At 40.9% G+C, this 17,390-nt stretch carries 14 protein-coding genes and 1 CRISPR repeat array; of the genes, 6 read left to right on the forward strand and 8 right to left on the reverse strand.

From position 1 onward, the window contains the following. Positions 1-12 precede the first annotated feature (12 nt). Both U2P89_RS07240 and U2P89_RS07245 read right to left on the reverse strand, forming a co-directional pair. Positions 13-996 carry a FecR family protein gene (locus U2P89_RS07240; protein ID WP_322191065.1) on the reverse strand — a complete coding sequence of 328 codons (984 nt, stop codon included), beginning with the start codon at positions 994-996 and terminating at the stop codon, positions 13-15. 162 nt (positions 997-1,158) lie between these two features. Then, positions 1,159-1,761, reverse strand: a complete 603-nt coding sequence (locus U2P89_RS07245) for an RNA polymerase sigma-70 factor (RefSeq protein WP_322191066.1) — start codon at positions 1,759-1,761, stop codon at positions 1,159-1,161. Positions 1,762-2,108: 347 nt separating this feature from the next. Here U2P89_RS07245 and U2P89_RS07250 point away from each other — a divergent pair, with 347 nt between their 5' ends. Continuing rightward, positions 2,109-2,444 carry a hypothetical protein gene (locus U2P89_RS07250; protein WP_083710953.1) on the forward strand — a complete coding sequence of 112 codons (336 nt, stop codon included), beginning with the start codon at positions 2,109-2,111 and terminating at the stop codon, positions 2,442-2,444. Between the two features lie 121 nt (positions 2,445-2,565). Here the strand turns inward: U2P89_RS07250 and U2P89_RS07255 are convergent, their stop codons facing one another. From U2P89_RS07255 to U2P89_RS07275, 5 genes are all read right to left on the reverse strand, one after another. Then, positions 2,566-3,531: a nucleoside hydrolase gene (locus U2P89_RS07255; protein ID WP_322191067.1), complete on the reverse strand. Its 966-nt coding sequence runs from the start codon at positions 3,529-3,531 to the stop codon at positions 2,566-2,568. 405 nt (positions 3,532-3,936) lie between these two features. Next, complete coding sequence (locus tag U2P89_RS07260; RefSeq protein WP_322191068.1) at positions 3,937-5,049, reverse strand: glycoside hydrolase family 88/105 protein; 1,113 nt, start codon at positions 5,047-5,049, stop codon at positions 3,937-3,939. Between the two features lie 99 nt (positions 5,050-5,148). Next, entirely contained in the window at positions 5,149-7,161 is a 2,013-nt protein-coding gene (locus U2P89_RS07265; protein WP_322191069.1) for a RagB/SusD family nutrient uptake outer membrane protein, read from the reverse strand. Between the two features lie 18 nt (positions 7,162-7,179). Next, positions 7,180-10,428, reverse strand: a complete 3,249-nt coding sequence (locus U2P89_RS07270) for a SusC/RagA family TonB-linked outer membrane protein (protein ID WP_092119220.1) — start codon at positions 10,426-10,428, stop codon at positions 7,180-7,182. Positions 10,429-10,859: 431 nt separating this feature from the next. Beyond that, a complete protein-coding gene (locus U2P89_RS07275) occupies positions 10,860-11,855 on the reverse strand; it encodes a FecR family protein (RefSeq protein WP_092119132.1) in 996 nt (331 codons plus the stop codon). Positions 11,856-12,076: 221 nt separating this feature from the next. Between U2P89_RS07275 and U2P89_RS07280 the strand changes: the two genes are divergently transcribed. Next, on the forward strand, positions 12,077-12,871 hold the full coding sequence (locus U2P89_RS07280; protein ID WP_322191070.1) for an SDR family oxidoreductase: 795 nt from the start codon (positions 12,077-12,079) through the stop codon (positions 12,869-12,871). A 2-nt stretch (positions 12,872-12,873) separates the two neighbouring features. On the opposite strand, the gene U2P89_RS07285 is transcribed toward U2P89_RS07280, so the two are convergent. Further along, entirely contained in the window at positions 12,874-13,428 is a 555-nt protein-coding gene (locus U2P89_RS07285) for an RNA polymerase sigma-70 factor (protein ID WP_322191071.1), read from the reverse strand. 435 nt (positions 13,429-13,863) lie between these two features. On the opposite strand from U2P89_RS07285, the gene U2P89_RS07290 reads away from it, so the two are divergent. From U2P89_RS07290 to U2P89_RS07305, 4 genes are all read left to right on the forward strand, one after another. After that, positions 13,864-14,169 (forward strand): type II toxin-antitoxin system HigB family toxin, encoded by a 306-nt coding sequence (locus tag U2P89_RS07290; protein WP_322191072.1) that lies wholly within the window; start codon positions 13,864-13,866, stop codon positions 14,167-14,169. Positions 14,170-14,172: 3 nt separating this feature from the next. Further along, positions 14,173-14,568 carry a helix-turn-helix domain-containing protein gene (locus U2P89_RS07295; protein ID WP_322191073.1) on the forward strand — a complete coding sequence of 132 codons (396 nt, stop codon included), beginning with the start codon at positions 14,173-14,175 and terminating at the stop codon, positions 14,566-14,568. A 134-nt stretch (positions 14,569-14,702) separates the two neighbouring features. Next, on the forward strand, positions 14,703-14,897 hold the full coding sequence (locus U2P89_RS07300) for a type II toxin-antitoxin system HicA family toxin (RefSeq protein WP_322191074.1): 195 nt from the start codon (positions 14,703-14,705) through the stop codon (positions 14,895-14,897). A gap of 24 nt (positions 14,898-14,921) precedes the next feature. Next, positions 14,922-15,332, forward strand: a complete 411-nt coding sequence (locus U2P89_RS07305) for a hypothetical protein (protein WP_076929704.1) — start codon at positions 14,922-14,924, stop codon at positions 15,330-15,332. 13 nt (positions 15,333-15,345) lie between these two features. Next, positions 15,346-17,390: direct repeats of the CRISPR family, unit length 47 nt; unit sequence GTTGTGATTGGCTCTCAAAAGTTTGTACCTTTGGTATCTGGAACAAC.

Genomic DNA, 17,390 nt, shown 5'->3' on the forward strand with positions numbered 1-17,390 from the left:
TAGAACTTTTGTTTATTTATAGAATAGTATTTCATTGTCATTTTTCAAGTATTTGATACCACTTGTATATTCAATCGATCGTAATACAGATTCGAGACTACGATTATCATGTTCTCCCGAGATCAGGTTATTAAATTCCGCTCCTTCTTTAAATACGATACTACAACCATATATCCGTTCCAGTTCCCTTGCAATGTCACGGATAGGTGTGCGGTCAAAACAGAGCCAGCCCTGTATCCATGCAGAGGAATGTGCTTCGTTTCTGACAATCTCTTTCATGATCTCCCCCGTACGGGTATTCAGGGTTATTTTCTCTTTCGGTTTCAAGACAAGAGTCGCTTCGGACATGGATACCTGTACACGCCCCTCATTCACAGCTACCGACACAATTTCATCCTCATTATACGCTTTTACATTAAAAGAGGTGCCCAATACCTGGATATCAAAGCGTCCTGTTTCGATAATGAAAGGAGTATTATCTTTATTCACATCAAAGTAGGCCTCTCCGGAAAGACGTATACGGCGTTCATTCTTACCGAAATTATCAGGATAAGCAATAATGGTACGGGAATTCAATACTACCCGGGTACTATCGGAAAACATCAACCATCTTTTTTCACCATAGGAAGTAACTGTTTCGCTATATAATATTGAAGATGTTTCGGTAGTTTTAATGTTATGGAATATATATATGGCTAAAAATAATACCGACGCCATCGCAGCAACAGATACAGCGATCTGACGGAGATGTCTTTTTTTCCTCTTTTCCAAACGCTTCAACAATTGTCTTGCTTCTTGTTTGTATTGTTCACGGTTTACAGCAGGTGTATTCTCCTGCGAGCCGCTCTCTTTTTCTAATTCCCATATTATATCATTTAACAGGATATCATTTTCCCGATCTTTTATATCCCGGAAAAACTGCTCTACCTCTTCTTTCGTGTAAAGATTCTCCAGAAAACGCCTGATTGTTTTTTCTTTTTCGTTGTTACTCTTCATAAATATGTCATGCAACCGGAAAATATCCATCCAATTTTTGTAATAACAAGACGGTCGGCATTTGCTTTATTTTGGATAAAAGCTATTGGGGAATTCCATCATTGTCCCTGTACATAAGTAATACACAAATAAGTCAAAAAACTGGGGTAAGGTTAACTTTTTTTACATGTTTATACATATCAGGATAAGTAACAAACCGGCGAGATAATCAGGGTATTCTTTCAGACATTGCCTGATTGATTTTAAAGCGATTGAAATATGCTCTTGTACCGTAAATACCGAAATACCCAGTATTTCAGCAATTTCTTTATGCGTCATCTGTTCATTCCGGCTCATTTCAAATATCTGACGCTGACGAGGAGTCAATTTTTTCAATGCTTTATCCAAGATAATCTCCAACTCATTGGTCTGCACATGTTGATTAGTGACATCAGAGTAATCAATAGCATTAGCAAGGATATAGGATTTAAGTTTTTGGTAATTTTCTATCTCTCTCAAAATATTGAGAATGCGATTTTTCACAATGGTATAAAGGTACGACGAAAATGTTTTCTCAGGATCAAGAAATTGACGGCTCTGCCAAATAAGGGTAAACGCATCCTGATAGATGTCTTCCGCAAATTCACGTGATTTAACGAATTTCATGGAAAAATACAACAACCGGTCTTTATATCTTGCATACAATTCACAAAATGCTTCCTGGTCGTTGTGGATGAGACGAACCACTAAATCCTTGTCATTTACAATGGCATTACTTTCTGTCATTTTTTCTCTGCAGGCATTTTAAAAGTACAAAAGATATTAAATCGAGGAATATTTCTCGTGTGTATCTGCAAAGGTAAAATAAAACGTTATAAATAAAACAAAAGGAGAATATTTTGTTTAAAGAAATCAAAAACCTCACTTTCTACTATCGCATCACATTACGAAACCTATTAAAAGACAATTCGTTTAAAATAAGAGCAGTCTCTCTATGAAAGCGCATATAACTTGTTCTCGATGGTATAAACGTAAAGGAGATACGAAAATGATCCGCATAAAAAATGAGATTTGTTTCTTTCGTAAAAACATCATACCTTTATCCTCATTAACCCATTAGCAGACAGTAATTGATGGAAAAGAAAAAAGATAAACAACGCAGCAAAAAGAACATCCATAATGTGTCTGAACCGCAAGCCGCTTATAATATCGATGTCAACGCACTCAAATTAGCAGGCATTAATGCTTTGATGGGCATCGACAATCCGGCAATACTCAAAAAAGCAGTGGAATCGCTGTTAGAAACCGCCGGACAACCTTGGGAAAAACCAGTAGTTATCGAAGAGGAAGAGACAATCGGCAAAGAGGAGATTTTGGCAGGTATCCGCAAAGGATTATTGGAGATTAAAGAGCGCCGCCGCACAGGGAGAAAACCTAAAACAGCAGAGGAGTTGCTTAATGAATTATAAAATTAATGCACTATACCCTTTTGAACGCGAGCTGAAACGCCTAAGTAAAAAGTATCATTCCATCAAAAAAGACTATGCAGCTTTATTGGATGAACTTTATCGCAATCCTACCCTGGTTGTTTTATTGTACATCACCTCCCAACATCAAGGCTGTTATTAAGGTAGATATTTCAGGTATGGAGGCATTCTCATTAAATATAAGATAACCGTGATTACTCTTTTTCCCGGGGATCCAACGGTTACTTCCGTCCGGATCGACAGAGCAGTATCCCCTGTTTTGTATCTGAAAATATTTGTGGCTTTGCTTCGATAATAAGAAAACAGCGACCTGATCCCAACTTGCCCGCCCGGCAAAATTATTATACAACTCGTAAGCCCTATACACAGGATGTTTACCCGGCAGTTTTCTTAATGTCGCATCACCGGTGATAATAGGGTTTCCTACCTCCCATCCGCAAAAAACAACCTCTTTATTCCAGTTATTCAGACAATAAACAGTGGAAGCGGGATCCGGTCTGTAGAAATTAGCTTCCTTTCCCTGCGGGAATTTTCCTCCCATACAATACCATTTCCTGACTTTGGCTTCTACCAGTTCTTTTCCATGAAGAGGAGAATATCCGTCCGGCAGAGACTGCAACAGTTTTTGCAGACTACTGAGATGACCTACCGTCAGAATGATTACGGAATGATCAGGACTTTCCGCCAATAATTTCCGATAAGTAGCCGTTGCAGACGGCGCCTCTTTCCATGAAGATAAAGGATGAGGATATTCTTCCGCTATCTGCCTGGTATAACGGGAATGATTGGTAAGCACCGGTTGTCCTTCAAGAAATCCTACAGGCAGGCGTTCCATACCATAATATGTATTTAAGGCACTGACACATTCAGGAGCATAAGGGTCATCACTGGTAACAATAACACCAAGAAGATCTATCTCCTTTTGTTTATGAAGGTTATAAAGCATGGCCAAGGCTCCAACATCATCGACGTCGGAATCCATATCCGTATCAAAAATAACCCTCTGCTGCGAGAAACCTGCCACAGAGATCAACCCAATTGCCAATATTAAAAGATTATATCTTATCATACTATAAATAACGATATTTTCAATCAACACATTCTGCGCTGACAAGTTGAAGAGCACACTCCTATTACACGCATTTCCGCCCTGTTAGGGACTTCACTGTAATCGGGAGTAGAAAGATTCATAATCGGTGTGATTTTCATGCATATTGCGGACAAATTTAAATAAAAATATCAATTTATAAACGGATTGAAAAAAAGAAACAACAGAATTTATCTTACATTTGTCAATAAAGTAACCTTTTGCATCTTGAATGAAAGTTCCTGTTGTTGGTATTTCCTATAATAATTAACCCGCCGTAACAAAACTGTTCAGACGGGTCAAAAATGAAAGAATGAAAAACACGTTATAATTAAATACCGTTATACACTTGATATTAAATTAAACCATAAGCCTGATAACGGGTAACTAATTTTCTGTTTTTTCCAATAAGGCTGCGGCACACCAAAGATAAGGAGCCTGTCCGTGAAAATCGCCTGCAAGCCGCGGACGGTCGTAATAATACTGTTTATCGTTCTTTTTACCCGTGCCGATACAAACTTCTGTGACATTATTCCGTTCGTCGATATACGGCACCATGGCTAACCATGCTTTTCGTGCTGCCGGGGCATATTCTGTGGCATCCAGCCATCCTTGCCGGATACCCACAATAAATGCGTAGGTGAACATCGCTGTTCCGGATGTTTCCGTCCAGAAATCCGGTTCGTCGATAAGTTGATTCCACATGCCATTTGGCCTTTGATAATTTTTCAAGCTTTCCATCATGGTCAGATAACCTTCCATAATACGCGGACGATACTTATGGTCTTTGGGCAGATCACGAAGTAAGTCGGCCATGCCTACAGCCATCCAACCATCTCCACGTGCCCAGTAGTAAGGGACATCCGGTGCATGATAGAAAAGACCGTTCGGTCGCTGCAACTCATCAAGGTAAAGGACCATTTCCATGGCTGCGCGGTCAAGGTATTTAGGATCACCGGTTACTTTATATGCTTCGTTTTGCACAACGGTAATCATATACATATCGTCGATCCACATGCGTGTCTGCCAGGAATAGCCTTTTTCAGCCCAGACTTTTTCCTCCGGTTTCGCATTCTCCGGCACTTCCCATTGGCTATCAGCATACGCTAATCCCATATCCAGATACCGTTTGTCGTTTGTTATCTGATAAAGTTTCAGGGCAAGGCTCCCGAACATATTGTAGTCCACATGATTCATGGGAGGCAACAGAGCCTTTTCCCGGGTGAAAAAGGGTTCGAATCTGTCCTGCAAAAGTTTGATAAGTTTTTTATCCTTTATTTTCAATGCATAATCGAGTGCCCCGTTCCATGTACAGACTTCGGCATAGTGGATGTACCTGCCGGCATAAAGGTCGTGCCTGTCATCCACAAAATGATAGGCCAGACGTTTGCCCACCTCTTCGGGAGTATATCCTTCCGGGAAGTCTTTTAACAAACTCGTTTGAGCAAATATTAGATGAAAAGGCAAAAAACACAGTAATAAAAATACTTTTTTGTGCATAACTAAATTTTTTATTGATTAAACAATATTGAACAAATTTAGAACTATTAACCGGCAAAATTCAGGTTTTGTCGGTTAATAATAATTCGAAACAGGAATTTATTCCGTTTTGTCTTCATCTGCTACGGCATCCTGCCAATTATCCCATTTGAAAACATCGGGATTATAACCGTCATAACCGTAATTTTGGCTTAATTCTCCTTTGCTATTAGCCGTAATAGATGCATTATAGATCGGCCAATACATATTCTTTTTGTCTACGATAAAATTGAGACTGGATTTAGTCGCCACAATCTGTATAGTTTCTCCTTTGTTGTACATACCACACTTTGTGACACGTTGATACCAGTAACTTCCGCCTTCGGGATCCGTACCGCTTTGTTTGTCAAAGGTATCCAGATTGTAAATATTACCCCATTCGTCGGGTCTGCCGCTACGGGCAAGACACAGCGATACGCGCTTCAATTCCACATTACGCCATTCTTCAAAGTACAATTCACGGGCACGCTCATTCATGATATCACCAATAGTAACGGTACCCTCATACAATTGGCTGCATTGCGCGCGTTGTCTGATTACATTCAGGTCGTCCTTAATAGTAGCGTCATTGGGATTAATGTAGAACTTCGCTTCGGCACGAAGGAGATAGGCTTCGGCCAGACGGTAGAGATACCAGTCGGCGATACCACCGTTAGTTGCCCCTCTGTGACCATCCGAACCACTTATGTTAGCTTCGTTCACAGGATCATCCAGATAGAATATATAATGAGGCACATCAAACCAGCGACGAATCGTGTCGCTACATAGTAATTTTCCGTTGTCATCGAAAAGTGTAACTGGATTTCCGAATTCGGAAGATGCTATGTTGTTCACACGGTAATCTTCCATACGCACCCAGTTGCCGACCTCGGAATTATGACGCAGGTCGCCTTCATCCAGCACGCCATTAACATACCACAGCGTATGATTTTGGAAATAACTCGGACGATAAGTAGCAATACCACGACCAAATGCACGCATGTAATCATACTTCGAATTGTAATCTGCATGGTTACGTCTCAGGTTTAACAAGGCTTGCTTACCATCTTTTGTTTGTACAGCATTATTAAAAAGGAAAGGATACATAATACGCATGGTAAGCATTTTAACGAATGATTCAGCTTCCGCACCCCGGTTAGGCATACCCATAATGACCTCCCTGTTAGCGGGGATGAGTTTGTTTTCAGCGCGGTGCAAGTCCCATATGACATTACGTGTAATAGGCCAGGTCTGGGGTTCTCCTCCATCGTTGAACGTGCCGAACGGAGTTGTCATAAGCGAATAACCGGATTGATCGATCAGGATATCGGTTTGTTCTTTCGCTTTGGCATACTCTCCCAACGCCAGGTAGCATTTAGCCAGCAACATGCGACAGGCTCCTTTATTTACCATACCGATCAGACTCATATCTTTCTGATCAGGTACCCATTCTACGGCAAATTCCATATTTTCAACAAGCATTTGCAGGATAGCATCACGTTTCGTACTATGGTAATTTTGTTTGGGAACATCTGTCACCTTGGTAATAAGAGGGACATCGCCAAACTGGAATACCAAAGCCATATAACGGAAGGCACGATGGAAATAAGCCCTACCCTTGTAAGCATTCTTAATTTCCTCGCTCAATTCTTCAACTCCATCCACGTATTGGAGTATGGTGTTAGCATACAGAATACCGTTATAGGTTTCTCTCCAGAAATACCAGATACTGTTTACCTTGTCGAGATGATTCAGGTTATCCGTACTTAAACTGGTAGGCGTCATCAGTGCGGCAACATTATCGAGCATACCCGTCTTGTCGGTCGCAGCGGGAAGCCCCAGATCGGAGAAGATATACTCTGTTCCGATAGGAAGCATTTCGTTATGGTCGTGCGCATAATATAGTTTCATATGACGGTCACAAATAGCCATAGCTGCCATCAGACCCGATTCGGTAGTGAAAGTAGCTCCGGGTTCGTAGAAGGATAGCGGCTCCGGATCAAGAAAGCTCTCTGAACATCCGCTAAACAATATTATCCCTCCTATAAATAAGGAAAGGCATACAGGTTTCCATTTTTTAATTATCTGTTTCATAATTGTTTCTGTTAGAGATTAAAAAGTTAAATTTAGGCCCAAAGTCCAAACGCGTGAAGCATATCCAGCGGTTTCAGGGTCACCGTATTCCCAATCTTTAGCCCATACGGCAACATTTCGAACGGTACCGTAGATTTTGACAGTCTCTATATCCCATTGTTTCATTATTTTCTTGGGTACTGTATAGCCTACCGAAATATTCTCAAGACGGATAAACGAACGGTCGTATAATTTTCCCGGACTTGAGGCGCCGGTAGGGCCTTGGGCCTCGATACGCGCATACTTATTCGTAGGATTATCAATGGTCCAATATTCCCTTTCAATTAAGTTTGCCATACCATAAGACATACGTCCTCCGTCATCATCATTGTTGAGGTAGTAAGTAGACAAACTCTTGTGTCCCATATACGAATAGATGTTGAATGAGAAACTGAGGCTTTTCCACAATATAAACTCATTACGCAAAGACCAATGGAAAGGCGGTGTAGTTTGTCCGAGGAATTCCTTGTCATTGTCGTTGTATACAGGTGTTACAGTACCATCGGCATTTATAACATCGTCGTCCGTATGGTTGTTAGCCACTTTCGGATCACCCGGCTTCTGGCCGTATCTTGCAGCTTCTTCCCATTCGTCTTTTTGCCAAATTCCGGTAACGCGGTAATTCCAGATCGTATTGATGGGTTGTCCGATAAACCAACCATTTGTAAGATCATCACTTTCTTTTGTACCTATCACATTTCCATTCGTATCCAGCACATCTTCATATTCGTAATACAAATGTTTTATTTCGTTTTTATTATACGAAAGACCGAGAGAGGTATTCCATTCCAGCAGATCGTTCCGGATATTGGTGGTATGCAGTGAAAGTTCAATCCCCCGGTTATCCACCTGTCCCAAATTAGTAGTAATACTGGAGAATCCGGTGAATTCGGGCAGACGCTGGTTCATGATCATATCATGGGTACTCTTATTGTAATATTCGATACTTCCCGATATGCGGTCGTTGAGGAAACCAAAATCAAGCGCGAGGTTCCATGATGCGGTTTTTTCCCATTGCAGCGTAGGATTCGCCATCCGGTTAGCCATTAGATAACGATATAGTTCCAGTGCACCGCTCGCATTGATATACCCCTGCATTTTACCAGCTCCTTCATAAAGATTAGCCAGTGCCAGGTAAGGACTGGACAGTGACCGGTTCCCATTTTTACCATAAGACAAGCGGACCTTTCCATTATTCATCACATCATTCCATTGGAAGAATTTTTCGTTGGTAAAGGTCCAGGCTCCCGCTATGGATGGGAAAGTAGCGTAGGGATTGGAAGATCCGAAAGCAGAATATCCATCCCGACGAATAGAACCTGTAACCATATAGCGGTTATCGTAAGCATAAAACAAACGAGCCAGCAAAGCATCTGCCGTTTGATATGTGTCTTCGCTCGAGTAAGAACTGTCTTCTTTCGTACTGTTCTTGGTATTATGGAATCCCAAAGCATCAGTAGGCTGCATATTACGGGCTTCGATGCGATCCTGCCAGTATTGGAGTTCTTCAGCTTCCTGTACCAGCGTAACCATTACGTGATGTTTTTTATTAAAAGTATAGTCCCAATTGATGGTGTTGTTAAGCGACCAATCAAAACGTTTGGCCTGCTCACGATTCACTCCGCGGGCTGCGGGGTCGGAACCGGGCAGATCGGCCGACATAAAATAACGGTCATAGAAAAACTGGTAGCGAGGTGAAGCATTGAACGTATAGGTAATATTATACGGCAAGGTTAATTTTGCATTTACTATAGTGTTCAATACAGTGTAGCCTTTTTCCAATTCCAGATATTGCTTCTGGAAGTCGTAGTTGTAACCTCTCTGACTGTATTCAGAACTCAGGGGATATTGCAAGGGATTACCATCCTCATCGGCGTAATCAGCGTAAGGACTGTTACGCATATTCTGGTCTTGATCCACACCAATGCTGCCATCCGACCGATCCTGGAAATTTACGTTAGCGCCTACTTCGAACCAACTGTTTACCTTGGTATTCATTTTCATATTGGCACGGGTAGCCTGATAATCATCACTTACTACTGTACCTTGATTTTGTAAATAACCAAATGACAGATAATAGTTTACCTTATCTGTAGCGCCACTTATACTGACATTATAGTCCTGATTGAGACCCGTCCGGTAAGTGTGATTTTTCCAATTGACGGTTTTACCGGCCAGAAGATTAGCAAGCGTATTACCTTGAAATCCTAATCGTCTGGCCCAAATACTCAGATCCGATTCTCCGGATTCATTGGTGGTATATCCCCGCCATGCATCAAGAGAAACATTGGACAACTGACCCGGGTTCGTATAATAGCCCGGTTGAGCAGTATAAACTCCGGTTTGATAAGCTTCATAAAGACCGGTTCCCGAATTTACTCCGTAAGTATTTTTCTCTAACCAGTCCTGGCGATGTTGCAGATAAGCTTCCGGACCGCGACGATTAAGGTAAGTAGTTAATTGCGTTACACCTATATTGGTAGTAGCATTTACAACCGGTTTACCCTGACCACCTTTTTTGGTCATAATGATAATAACACCGCTTGCCGCTTTTGAGCCATAAATAGCTGCTGCAGAAGCATCCTTCAAGATGTCGATCTGAGCGATATCATCAGGGTTAATTTCCGAAAGCTCTCCGTAGAACGGCATTCCGTCGAGGATAAGCAAGGGACTATTGTGATCCTCAGAAGTATACACCGAATTCTGTCCGCGGAGCATCAACGTTCCTCCCCCTTTGGCAGAAGCATTATAGCCCACCTGCAAACCCGGAGTCCCCCGCAGGATATCCTGTACCGTTTTAGGATTTTCGATAGCAATATTGTCGGGACGGATCTGAACAATGGAACCGGTAAGATCTCTTCTTCGCATCGTACCGTAACCCACAACCACTAATTCCTCCAGCGCTTTCGTATCTTCGTGCAGAATAATGTCAACGGCAGTTTTTCCGGCCGTATTGATATCCTGTGCCAGATAACCAATATAAGAAATATGAAGTACGGCGTTGTTTTCCACGCTCAACGTAAAATTCCCGTCGATATCCGTTACTGTACCGTTTGTAGTACCCTTCTCCACAATATTGGCTCCGATAACAGCTTCACCCTGTTCATCGGTTACTGTTCCGGTAATGTTCTTTTTGACGCGTTGTGCTACAACCGGTGCTTTAGAGATAACAATATGATTTTCATGTACCGTATATATGCAGCCTGTACCTTGCAACAAGGCTGCCATAATATCGGATAAAGAACCTTCTTTACGGGGTATCGATACTGTTTTGTCTACATCAATAATTTCACGGTTATAGTCGACCGACATTTCCGTTTGCCTTTCTATTTCAGTAAAAGCAGTTCTGAGAGTCAAGCGGGTATTGGATAAGGAAACCGATTGTGACCAGGAGACTTGTGTCTGAAAAAAAGAAAAGATTATAAACAGAAATAAGAACCGACACAAACAATTTATTCTTACTCTGCTTGTATTATCATTTATTTTCATAATTTTGTAAATTGATAGTTAGTACTTTATGCAATTATCCCTGCCTTTATTCCATGGATATTAATTGTATGGTATTTAACGATTTCAACCCGGGAAGCTTTTCACGACATAGGCTTCCCGGCTCTTTTTTTCATGGGCAACTCTCCTTCTCTTATTTCAATTCAATCGTTTTATTGTATATGAATGGTATCATCTTCTATGGTCCATTTTAATCCGGGATTCAATGTTTCCAAAATGGTCAGCACCTGCCGGACATTTTCATAAGGTGTATACTTAACGGAAAACCGTCCCCCTCCGTATTTTCTTACATCATAATAAACAGTAACATTGAAACGGCGCTCCAAAGTACGGATAATCTCTTCGAAAGAAGCTTCCTCAAATACAAGATAGCCTTCTCTCCACTTTGAAACAAGTACGGCGTCAACCTGTAATCTGGACATTTTTCCCTGACGATGATCGTAAACCAATTGCTCATTGGGACTGATCACTTCTGAAACTTTCACCTTTCCGTCGATATCCACCCGCACCGATCCTTCCTCCAGGGTGACTGCCGCAGTACCTGAGTCTACATATGATCTTACATTGAATGTCGTTCCCAGTGCTTCTACCTGCATATATTGGGTTTTCACGATAAAAGGCCGCCCGGGATCTTTCTCAACCCGGAAAGTTGCCTCGCCGCTCAGGAATAAACGTCGGATCGATCCCGAAAGGTCATCGGAATACAGTAACATGGAACCTGCATTCAGCCACACCTCAGAACCATCAGGTAAAAGAATTTGCTTCATTTCCCCATCAGGTACAACATGCTCTGCTATTTCCATTTTTGGGGCGGATGAGCCAGACTGATCATGCATGACCCAATAGGTAAGCAACCCGCCTATAAGAGGCAAAAGCAAAATAGAAGCAATGCGAAGCAAGCGGTGGGATAATGATAGATAGACAGTTTTTTTATTTTTTCCGATTCGCCGGTTCATCTCTTCCAAAGCCTGTAAGGTATGCTTATCGGCTTCTGCCCCCTCACGTTCCCACAATTCATTCAATACCTCGTCCTTTGATACGCTGTCTTCTTTACGGGTAAGCCATTGCTGGAATTTAAGAACAGATTCTTTTGGAAAATCATTCTCAAAAAAACGGGTTATCAATATGTGGATATGGTGTTTATCCATTATATATACTATTTTATTTTTACACCGGTTATTTCAATCGTGTCGATTTTGTACTCTCTATTAAGGTAGACAGGAAAACCTGGAATAACGCACAAACAAATGTATATTTTTTTTGTTACATTGTTTAAAGTTGTCAGATATGAAGATATCTTATTTGATGGCATTCTACCTTCTTTCGATTGGAATAGAACATTGTTTGTACACAAAAAAGATAATAAGTCATGGATTTAAAGTTATCAAATAAAACCGCTCTGGTTACCGGCTCTACTGCCGGGATTGGGTACGCTATCGCTAAAGGGCTGGCATCCGAAGGTGCTACAGTCATTATCAACGGAAGAAAAGCCGATGATATGGCTGACAGAATAGAAGACCTCAAAAAGGAAACGGGAAATGTAGATATTACCGGTATCGCAGCCGATTTTTCTAAAAAAGAGGAAATAGATAATCTCATCAAAGAGATCCCGGATGTGGATATTCTGGTAAATAACGTCGGAATCTTCAACCAAGTGGATTTTGAGAATATTTCAGACGAAGAATGGTTTGAAATGTTTGAAGTAAACGTAATGAGCGGAGTACGACTTTCGCGGCATTACTTCCCCAAAATGTTGAAAAAGAACGAAGGAAGAATTATTTTTATTTCCAGTGAGTCGGCTTTAAATATCCCGACCGAAATGGTACATTACGGTTTCAGTAAGACTGCACAGCTTGCCATTTCCCGGGGATTGGCCAGATTAAGTAAAGGTTCCAATGTCACGGTAAACTGCGTGTTGCCGGGTCCTACAATGAGTCGTGCTAATGCACAGGATTTGGAAATACAGGCAAAAGAAAACAACACAACAGTTGAAGCGGTCATAGAAGAATTTTTTGAGAAAAGAAGACCCTCCTCGCTGATCCAACGCTTTGCCAATGTCGAAGAAGTGGCCAATATGGTGGTTTATATAGCCAGTCCATTATCGTCAGCCACCAACGGTGCTGCCCTGAGAGTAGATGGAGGTGTTGCCAATTATATAATATAGTTTCAGATAAAAAACAGGAATGAAACATGCTGAAGAGCTTTTCTCAAATCGCTCAATGCATTGGAAATATGGTTTTCCACCGTTCGTTTATTGATATTGAGACGGGAGGCAATTTCATCACTTGAAAAGCCGTCTTTTCGGCTCATCTTAAATACTCGCTGACGTTGTTCCGGCATTTGGGAGATCACCAGGTCGATTAATAAAGAAAGGTCTTTGGCAAACATATCCTGCTCCGGCTCATATATCTCCGGCTGATCCAACTGGCTGAGAGTATATTTCTCCTTTACAAGACTATGTTCGTAGTAATTATAGATCATATGCCTTGCCATAGTAAATAAATAAGCTTTAAACGATTTGACTTCTTTCATCATTTCACGGTTCATCCACACTTTATAGAATATCTCCTGCGTCATATCATACGCTTCTTCTTCATCTTTTATAAAACCACATAAAAAATGATAAATCTTAGGGTGATATGCAAGGAATAATAATTCGTACGACCGATGATCTCCCTCAGAAAGATTTGTCAGGCATTCTATTTCAAGTTGTTTATCCATGTAAAAATACTCACATGCAAAAAGAGAGTTCCCCTAGGGGATAGATCTCATAGATTATTATCAGGATATCAAAACAGGACTATTTCGTTAAATGAGTGCAAAGCCAAACTTCAGTGAACGTTTTCGATAAGCAAAAGCAGAAACAAAGCTTGCGTTGTTTTTGCCGAGTGCAGAATTGAAAATCGAGGAGCGAAGGTGACTCAAAACGCCTAATGCAATTGAACATATTTTTGCAAAGATGCAAAAATATTATGAAAATAAGAAAACGCTTACACCGATTTTGTATTTCAATTCCTTAAAATCACAACTTATGACATCATGGCCAATCATCAGTTTACACATAGGGATAAAAACACAAGAAAATTCCTTATTCTGGTATTTCATTTTTCGATTTGGTATCTTATGTTTATCTTTGACTAATAAAATGGACAGAGTATGAGAATCTTCAGATACCGTACGCTGGCACAATATTACCACAAGCACCCCGATGCCAAAACAGCATTGGAAGATTGGTTCTCAAAAACGGAAGAGTCTGAATGGAACAATTTTTCCGATATGAAAGCCACATTCAACAGCGTGGACGCTGTCGAGAACCACCGATATGTTTTCAACATAAAAGGAAACTCCTATCGCCTGATAGCCATTGTGCTATTTGTGCCGAAACACGTTTATATACGGTTTATAGGAACTCATGCCGAGTATGATAAAATCACGGATGTTCAATCCTTTAAAAAGCAATAAGCAATGAAAGCAATTACTAACGATAGGGAATATCAAGCCATCACTAAAAGAATAGACCAGCTATTGGACATAGTTACCGATGATAACTATAACTCTATACCCGAAGCTGTGGAACTTGATTTCCTTTCGACATTGATTGAGGAATACGACCGCAAGCACTATCCGATAGCGCTACCACAATTGTCTGAAGCAATCAGGCTCCGGATGTATGAAATGAACATCAATCAGGCGGAACTGGCGAAGTTGCTGGGGGTAAGTCCCTCACGTATTACCGAATATCTGTCAGGCAAAGAGCCCAGCCTTAAGATTGCCCGAATAATATGCGAAAAACTGAATATCAGCGCCAATGTCGTTTTGGGCGTATCCAGACCTGCTTATTCGAAGTCGGGCGTTTATTAATCGATTAGTAATTTTTCTCGTTAAGAATATATAAATCGGAGATTTTTGATAAAAATAACCCGGTTTTATACGATGACAATAATAGTATTTTTACTACTTTTGAAGTATCGAGCAATAAGTAATTGCAACGATATATGAAAAAATACAAAGTAAAAGACGTGATAGATTTATTATTGGAAGATGGCTGGTATGTCGCAAGGAAAAAGGGAAGTCACAGGCAATTTAAGCATAACGTAAAAAAGGGGACAGTGACTGTAAACGGAAAACCTAACGAGGTATTGGATCAATTTCTTTTAAATAGTATTTGGAAACAGGCAGGGTGGAGATAGTCTCCTGCATAAAATAACGACAAAATGGAAAAACTCATCGCCAGAATTGGATATGCTGAACATAATTATAGTGCCTTGGTTGAACTGCCGGACGAAGTGGTAGTGGTCACTCATAAAACATTTGAGGGTCTTAAAGAGGCTATTATTGAATCCCTCGAATTCTCTAAAGAGGGTCACTTGGAAGGTAATGAGCCTGCACCTGACTGGGTAAAAAATGGGTATGAGATTGAGTTTAGAATGGAGATTTCGGCTCTCTTGCAATATTTTGATGGCATTCTTACCCGCTCGGCACTCTCCCGGATAACTGGCATCAATGAACGCCAGTTGGGACATTATGCTACCGGATATCGCAAACCCAGACAAAAGCAACGTGAGAAAATCATAGAAGGGTTCCATAAATTAGGTAAGGAATTTTCATCCGTTGTGTTATTTTAATGATGTAAAGATAGTTGTGATTGGTCCTCAAAAGTATGTACCTTTGGTATCTGGAACAACGTCCTGCTTTGATTCCATCCCGTCCTCAGAGTTGTGATTGGCTCTCAAAAGTTTGTACCTTTGGTATCTGGAACAACCCACCTTAATTTATAAAGAATATGGAAAAGTTGTGATTGGCTCTCAAAAGTTTGTACCTTTGGTATCTGGAACAACGACTTGGATTTTAGTTGCGACAAGAAATGGTTGTGATTGGCTCTCAAAAGTTTGTACCTTTGGTATCTGGAACAACCATTATCAACTCTCTCCTCTTCGGAATCTCGTTGTGATTGGCTCTCAAAAGTTTGTACCTTTGGTATCTGGAACAACAAGTGTATGACGTCCCGTATGAACAAGTCAGTTGTGATTGGCTCTCAAAAGTTTGTACCTTTGGTATCTGGAACAACTAAAGCTTTTGAATTAGTTGATAAGAGTTGGTTGTGATTGGCTCTCAAAAGTTTGTACCTTTGGTATCTGGAACAACAGAGTGGTACGTAAGACAGGCGCGGGAAGGTTGTGATTGGCTCTCAAAAGTTTGTACCTTTGGTATCTGGAACAACGAGAGGTTTAAGAGAGAATTAAGTGAAATTGTTGTGATTGGCTCTCAAAAGTTTGTACCTTTGGTATCTGGAACAACCAGATACTCGGATGGTTAATAACGCAGTCAGTTGTGATTGGCTCTCAAAAGTTTGTACCTTTGGTATCTGGAACAACGGTCATCTCGACGACAGCGCACAAAGACTGGTTGTGATTGGCTCTCAAAAGTTTGTACCTTTGGTATCTGGAACAACACAGAAGTGTGGACGAACAATTATCCGCAAGTTGTGATTGGCTCTCAAAAGTTTGTACCTTTGGTATCTGGAACAACACTTACTGCTTTTTCTACGTCTTGTTCTGTGTTGTGATTGGCTCTCAAAAGTTTGTACCTTTGGTATCTGGAACAACCAAGTGCCACATAACATAACATGCGGTATAGTTGTGATTGGCTCTCAAAAGTTTGTACCTTTGGTATCTGGAACAACCAGAAGCGAATAAATCCAAAGCCATCACCGGTTGTGATTGGCTCTCAAAAGTTTGTACCTTTGGTATCTGGAACAACAATAGCTATCTTTAGTTTAGATAGTTTACAGTTGTGATTGGCTCTCAAAAGTTTGTACCTTTGGTATCTGGAACAACTCACGGCAAGATCTACGAGGCCTCGGCGTCGTTGTGATTGGCTCTCAAAAGTTTGTACCTTTGGTATCTGGAACAACAAAGAGGAGAAGAAGAAGGTAACCGATAAAGTTGTGATTGGCTCTCAAAAGTTTGTACCTTTGGTATCTGGAACAACAGACAATCAGGGAGAATGCCGACGCATTGAGTTGTGATTGGCTCTCAAAAGTTTGTACCTTTGGTATCTGGAACAACTATTCATATGCTATAAAGTTTGCCAAAGAAGTTGTGATTGGCTCTCAAAAGTTTGTACCTTTGGTATCTGGAACAACTGCTTAGCATCCATCTCTGTATCCTTAATTGTTGTGATTGGCTCTCAAAAGTTTGTACCTTTGGTATCTGGAACAACAAATGTATCAAAATTTCTGGCATCAAAACTGTTGTGATTGGCTCTCAAAAGTTTGTACCTTTGGTATCTGGAACAACTCCTGTTGCATAAGCGTTCCCGTCTATCTGTTGTGATTGGCTCTCAAAAGTTTGTACCTTTGGTATCTGGAACAACTGATGTTCGTGTACAGGCCGGAAGTTTACGGTTGTGATTGGCTCTCAAAAGTTTGTACCTTTGGTATCTGGAACAACTCACCGGCCTGCCGGTAGATGAATACGAAAGTTGTGATTGGCTCTCAAAAGTTTGTACCTTTGGTATCTGGAACAACAATAACTGATAATAGGTTATGGAAGATATAGTTGTGATTGGCTCTCAAAAGTTTGTACCTTTGGTATCTGGAACAACTCACGGCAAGATCTACGAGGCCTCGGCGTCGTTGTGATTGGCTCTCAAAAGTTTGTACCTTTGGTATCTGGAACAAC

This window comes from Proteiniphilum sp. (genome assembly GCF_034331125.1).
In the GTDB taxonomy this organism is placed as follows: Bacteria; Bacteroidota; Bacteroidia; order Bacteroidales; family Dysgonomonadaceae; genus Proteiniphilum; species Proteiniphilum saccharofermentans.

What these genes read in the sequence shown, in the direction of transcription:
- U2P89_RS07255 (WP_322191067.1), bottom strand. Translation starts at nt 3,531, where the DNA reads ATGATAAGATATAATCTTTTAATATTGGCAATTGGGTTGATCTCTGTG.
- U2P89_RS07270 (WP_092119220.1), bottom strand. Translation starts at nt 10,428, where the DNA reads ATGGCAGCCTTGTTGCAAGGTACAGGCTGCATATATACGGTACATGAA.
- U2P89_RS07290 (WP_322191072.1), top strand. Translation starts at nt 13,864, where the DNA reads ATGAGAATCTTCAGATACCGTACGCTGGCACAATATTACCACAAGCAC.
- U2P89_RS07265 (WP_322191069.1), bottom strand. Translation starts at nt 7,161, where the DNA reads ATGAAACAGATAATTAAAAAATGGAAACCTGTATGCCTTTCCTTATTT.
- U2P89_RS07285 (WP_322191071.1), bottom strand. Translation starts at nt 13,428, where the DNA reads ATGGATAAACAACTTGAAATAGAATGCCTGACAAATCTTTCTGAGGGA.
- U2P89_RS07295 (WP_322191073.1), top strand. Translation starts at nt 14,173, where the DNA reads ATGAAAGCAATTACTAACGATAGGGAATATCAAGCCATCACTAAAAGA.
- U2P89_RS07240 (WP_322191065.1), bottom strand. Translation starts at nt 996, where the DNA reads ATGAAGAGTAACAACGAAAAAGAAAAAACAATCAGGCGTTTTCTGGAG.
- U2P89_RS07250 (WP_083710953.1), top strand. Translation starts at nt 2,109, where the DNA reads ATGGAAAAGAAAAAAGATAAACAACGCAGCAAAAAGAACATCCATAAT.
- U2P89_RS07305 (WP_076929704.1), top strand. Translation starts at nt 14,922, where the DNA reads ATGGAAAAACTCATCGCCAGAATTGGATATGCTGAACATAATTATAGT.
- U2P89_RS07260 (WP_322191068.1), bottom strand. Translation starts at nt 5,049, where the DNA reads ATGCACAAAAAAGTATTTTTATTACTGTGTTTTTTGCCTTTTCATCTA.
- U2P89_RS07245 (WP_322191066.1), bottom strand. Translation starts at nt 1,761, where the DNA reads ATGACAGAAAGTAATGCCATTGTAAATGACAAGGATTTAGTGGTTCGT.
- U2P89_RS07300 (WP_322191074.1), top strand. Translation starts at nt 14,703, where the DNA reads ATGAAAAAATACAAAGTAAAAGACGTGATAGATTTATTATTGGAAGAT.
- U2P89_RS07275 (WP_092119132.1), bottom strand. Translation starts at nt 11,855, where the DNA reads ATGGATAAACACCATATCCACATATTGATAACCCGTTTTTTTGAGAAT.
- U2P89_RS07280 (WP_322191070.1), top strand. Translation starts at nt 12,077, where the DNA reads ATGGATTTAAAGTTATCAAATAAAACCGCTCTGGTTACCGGCTCTACT.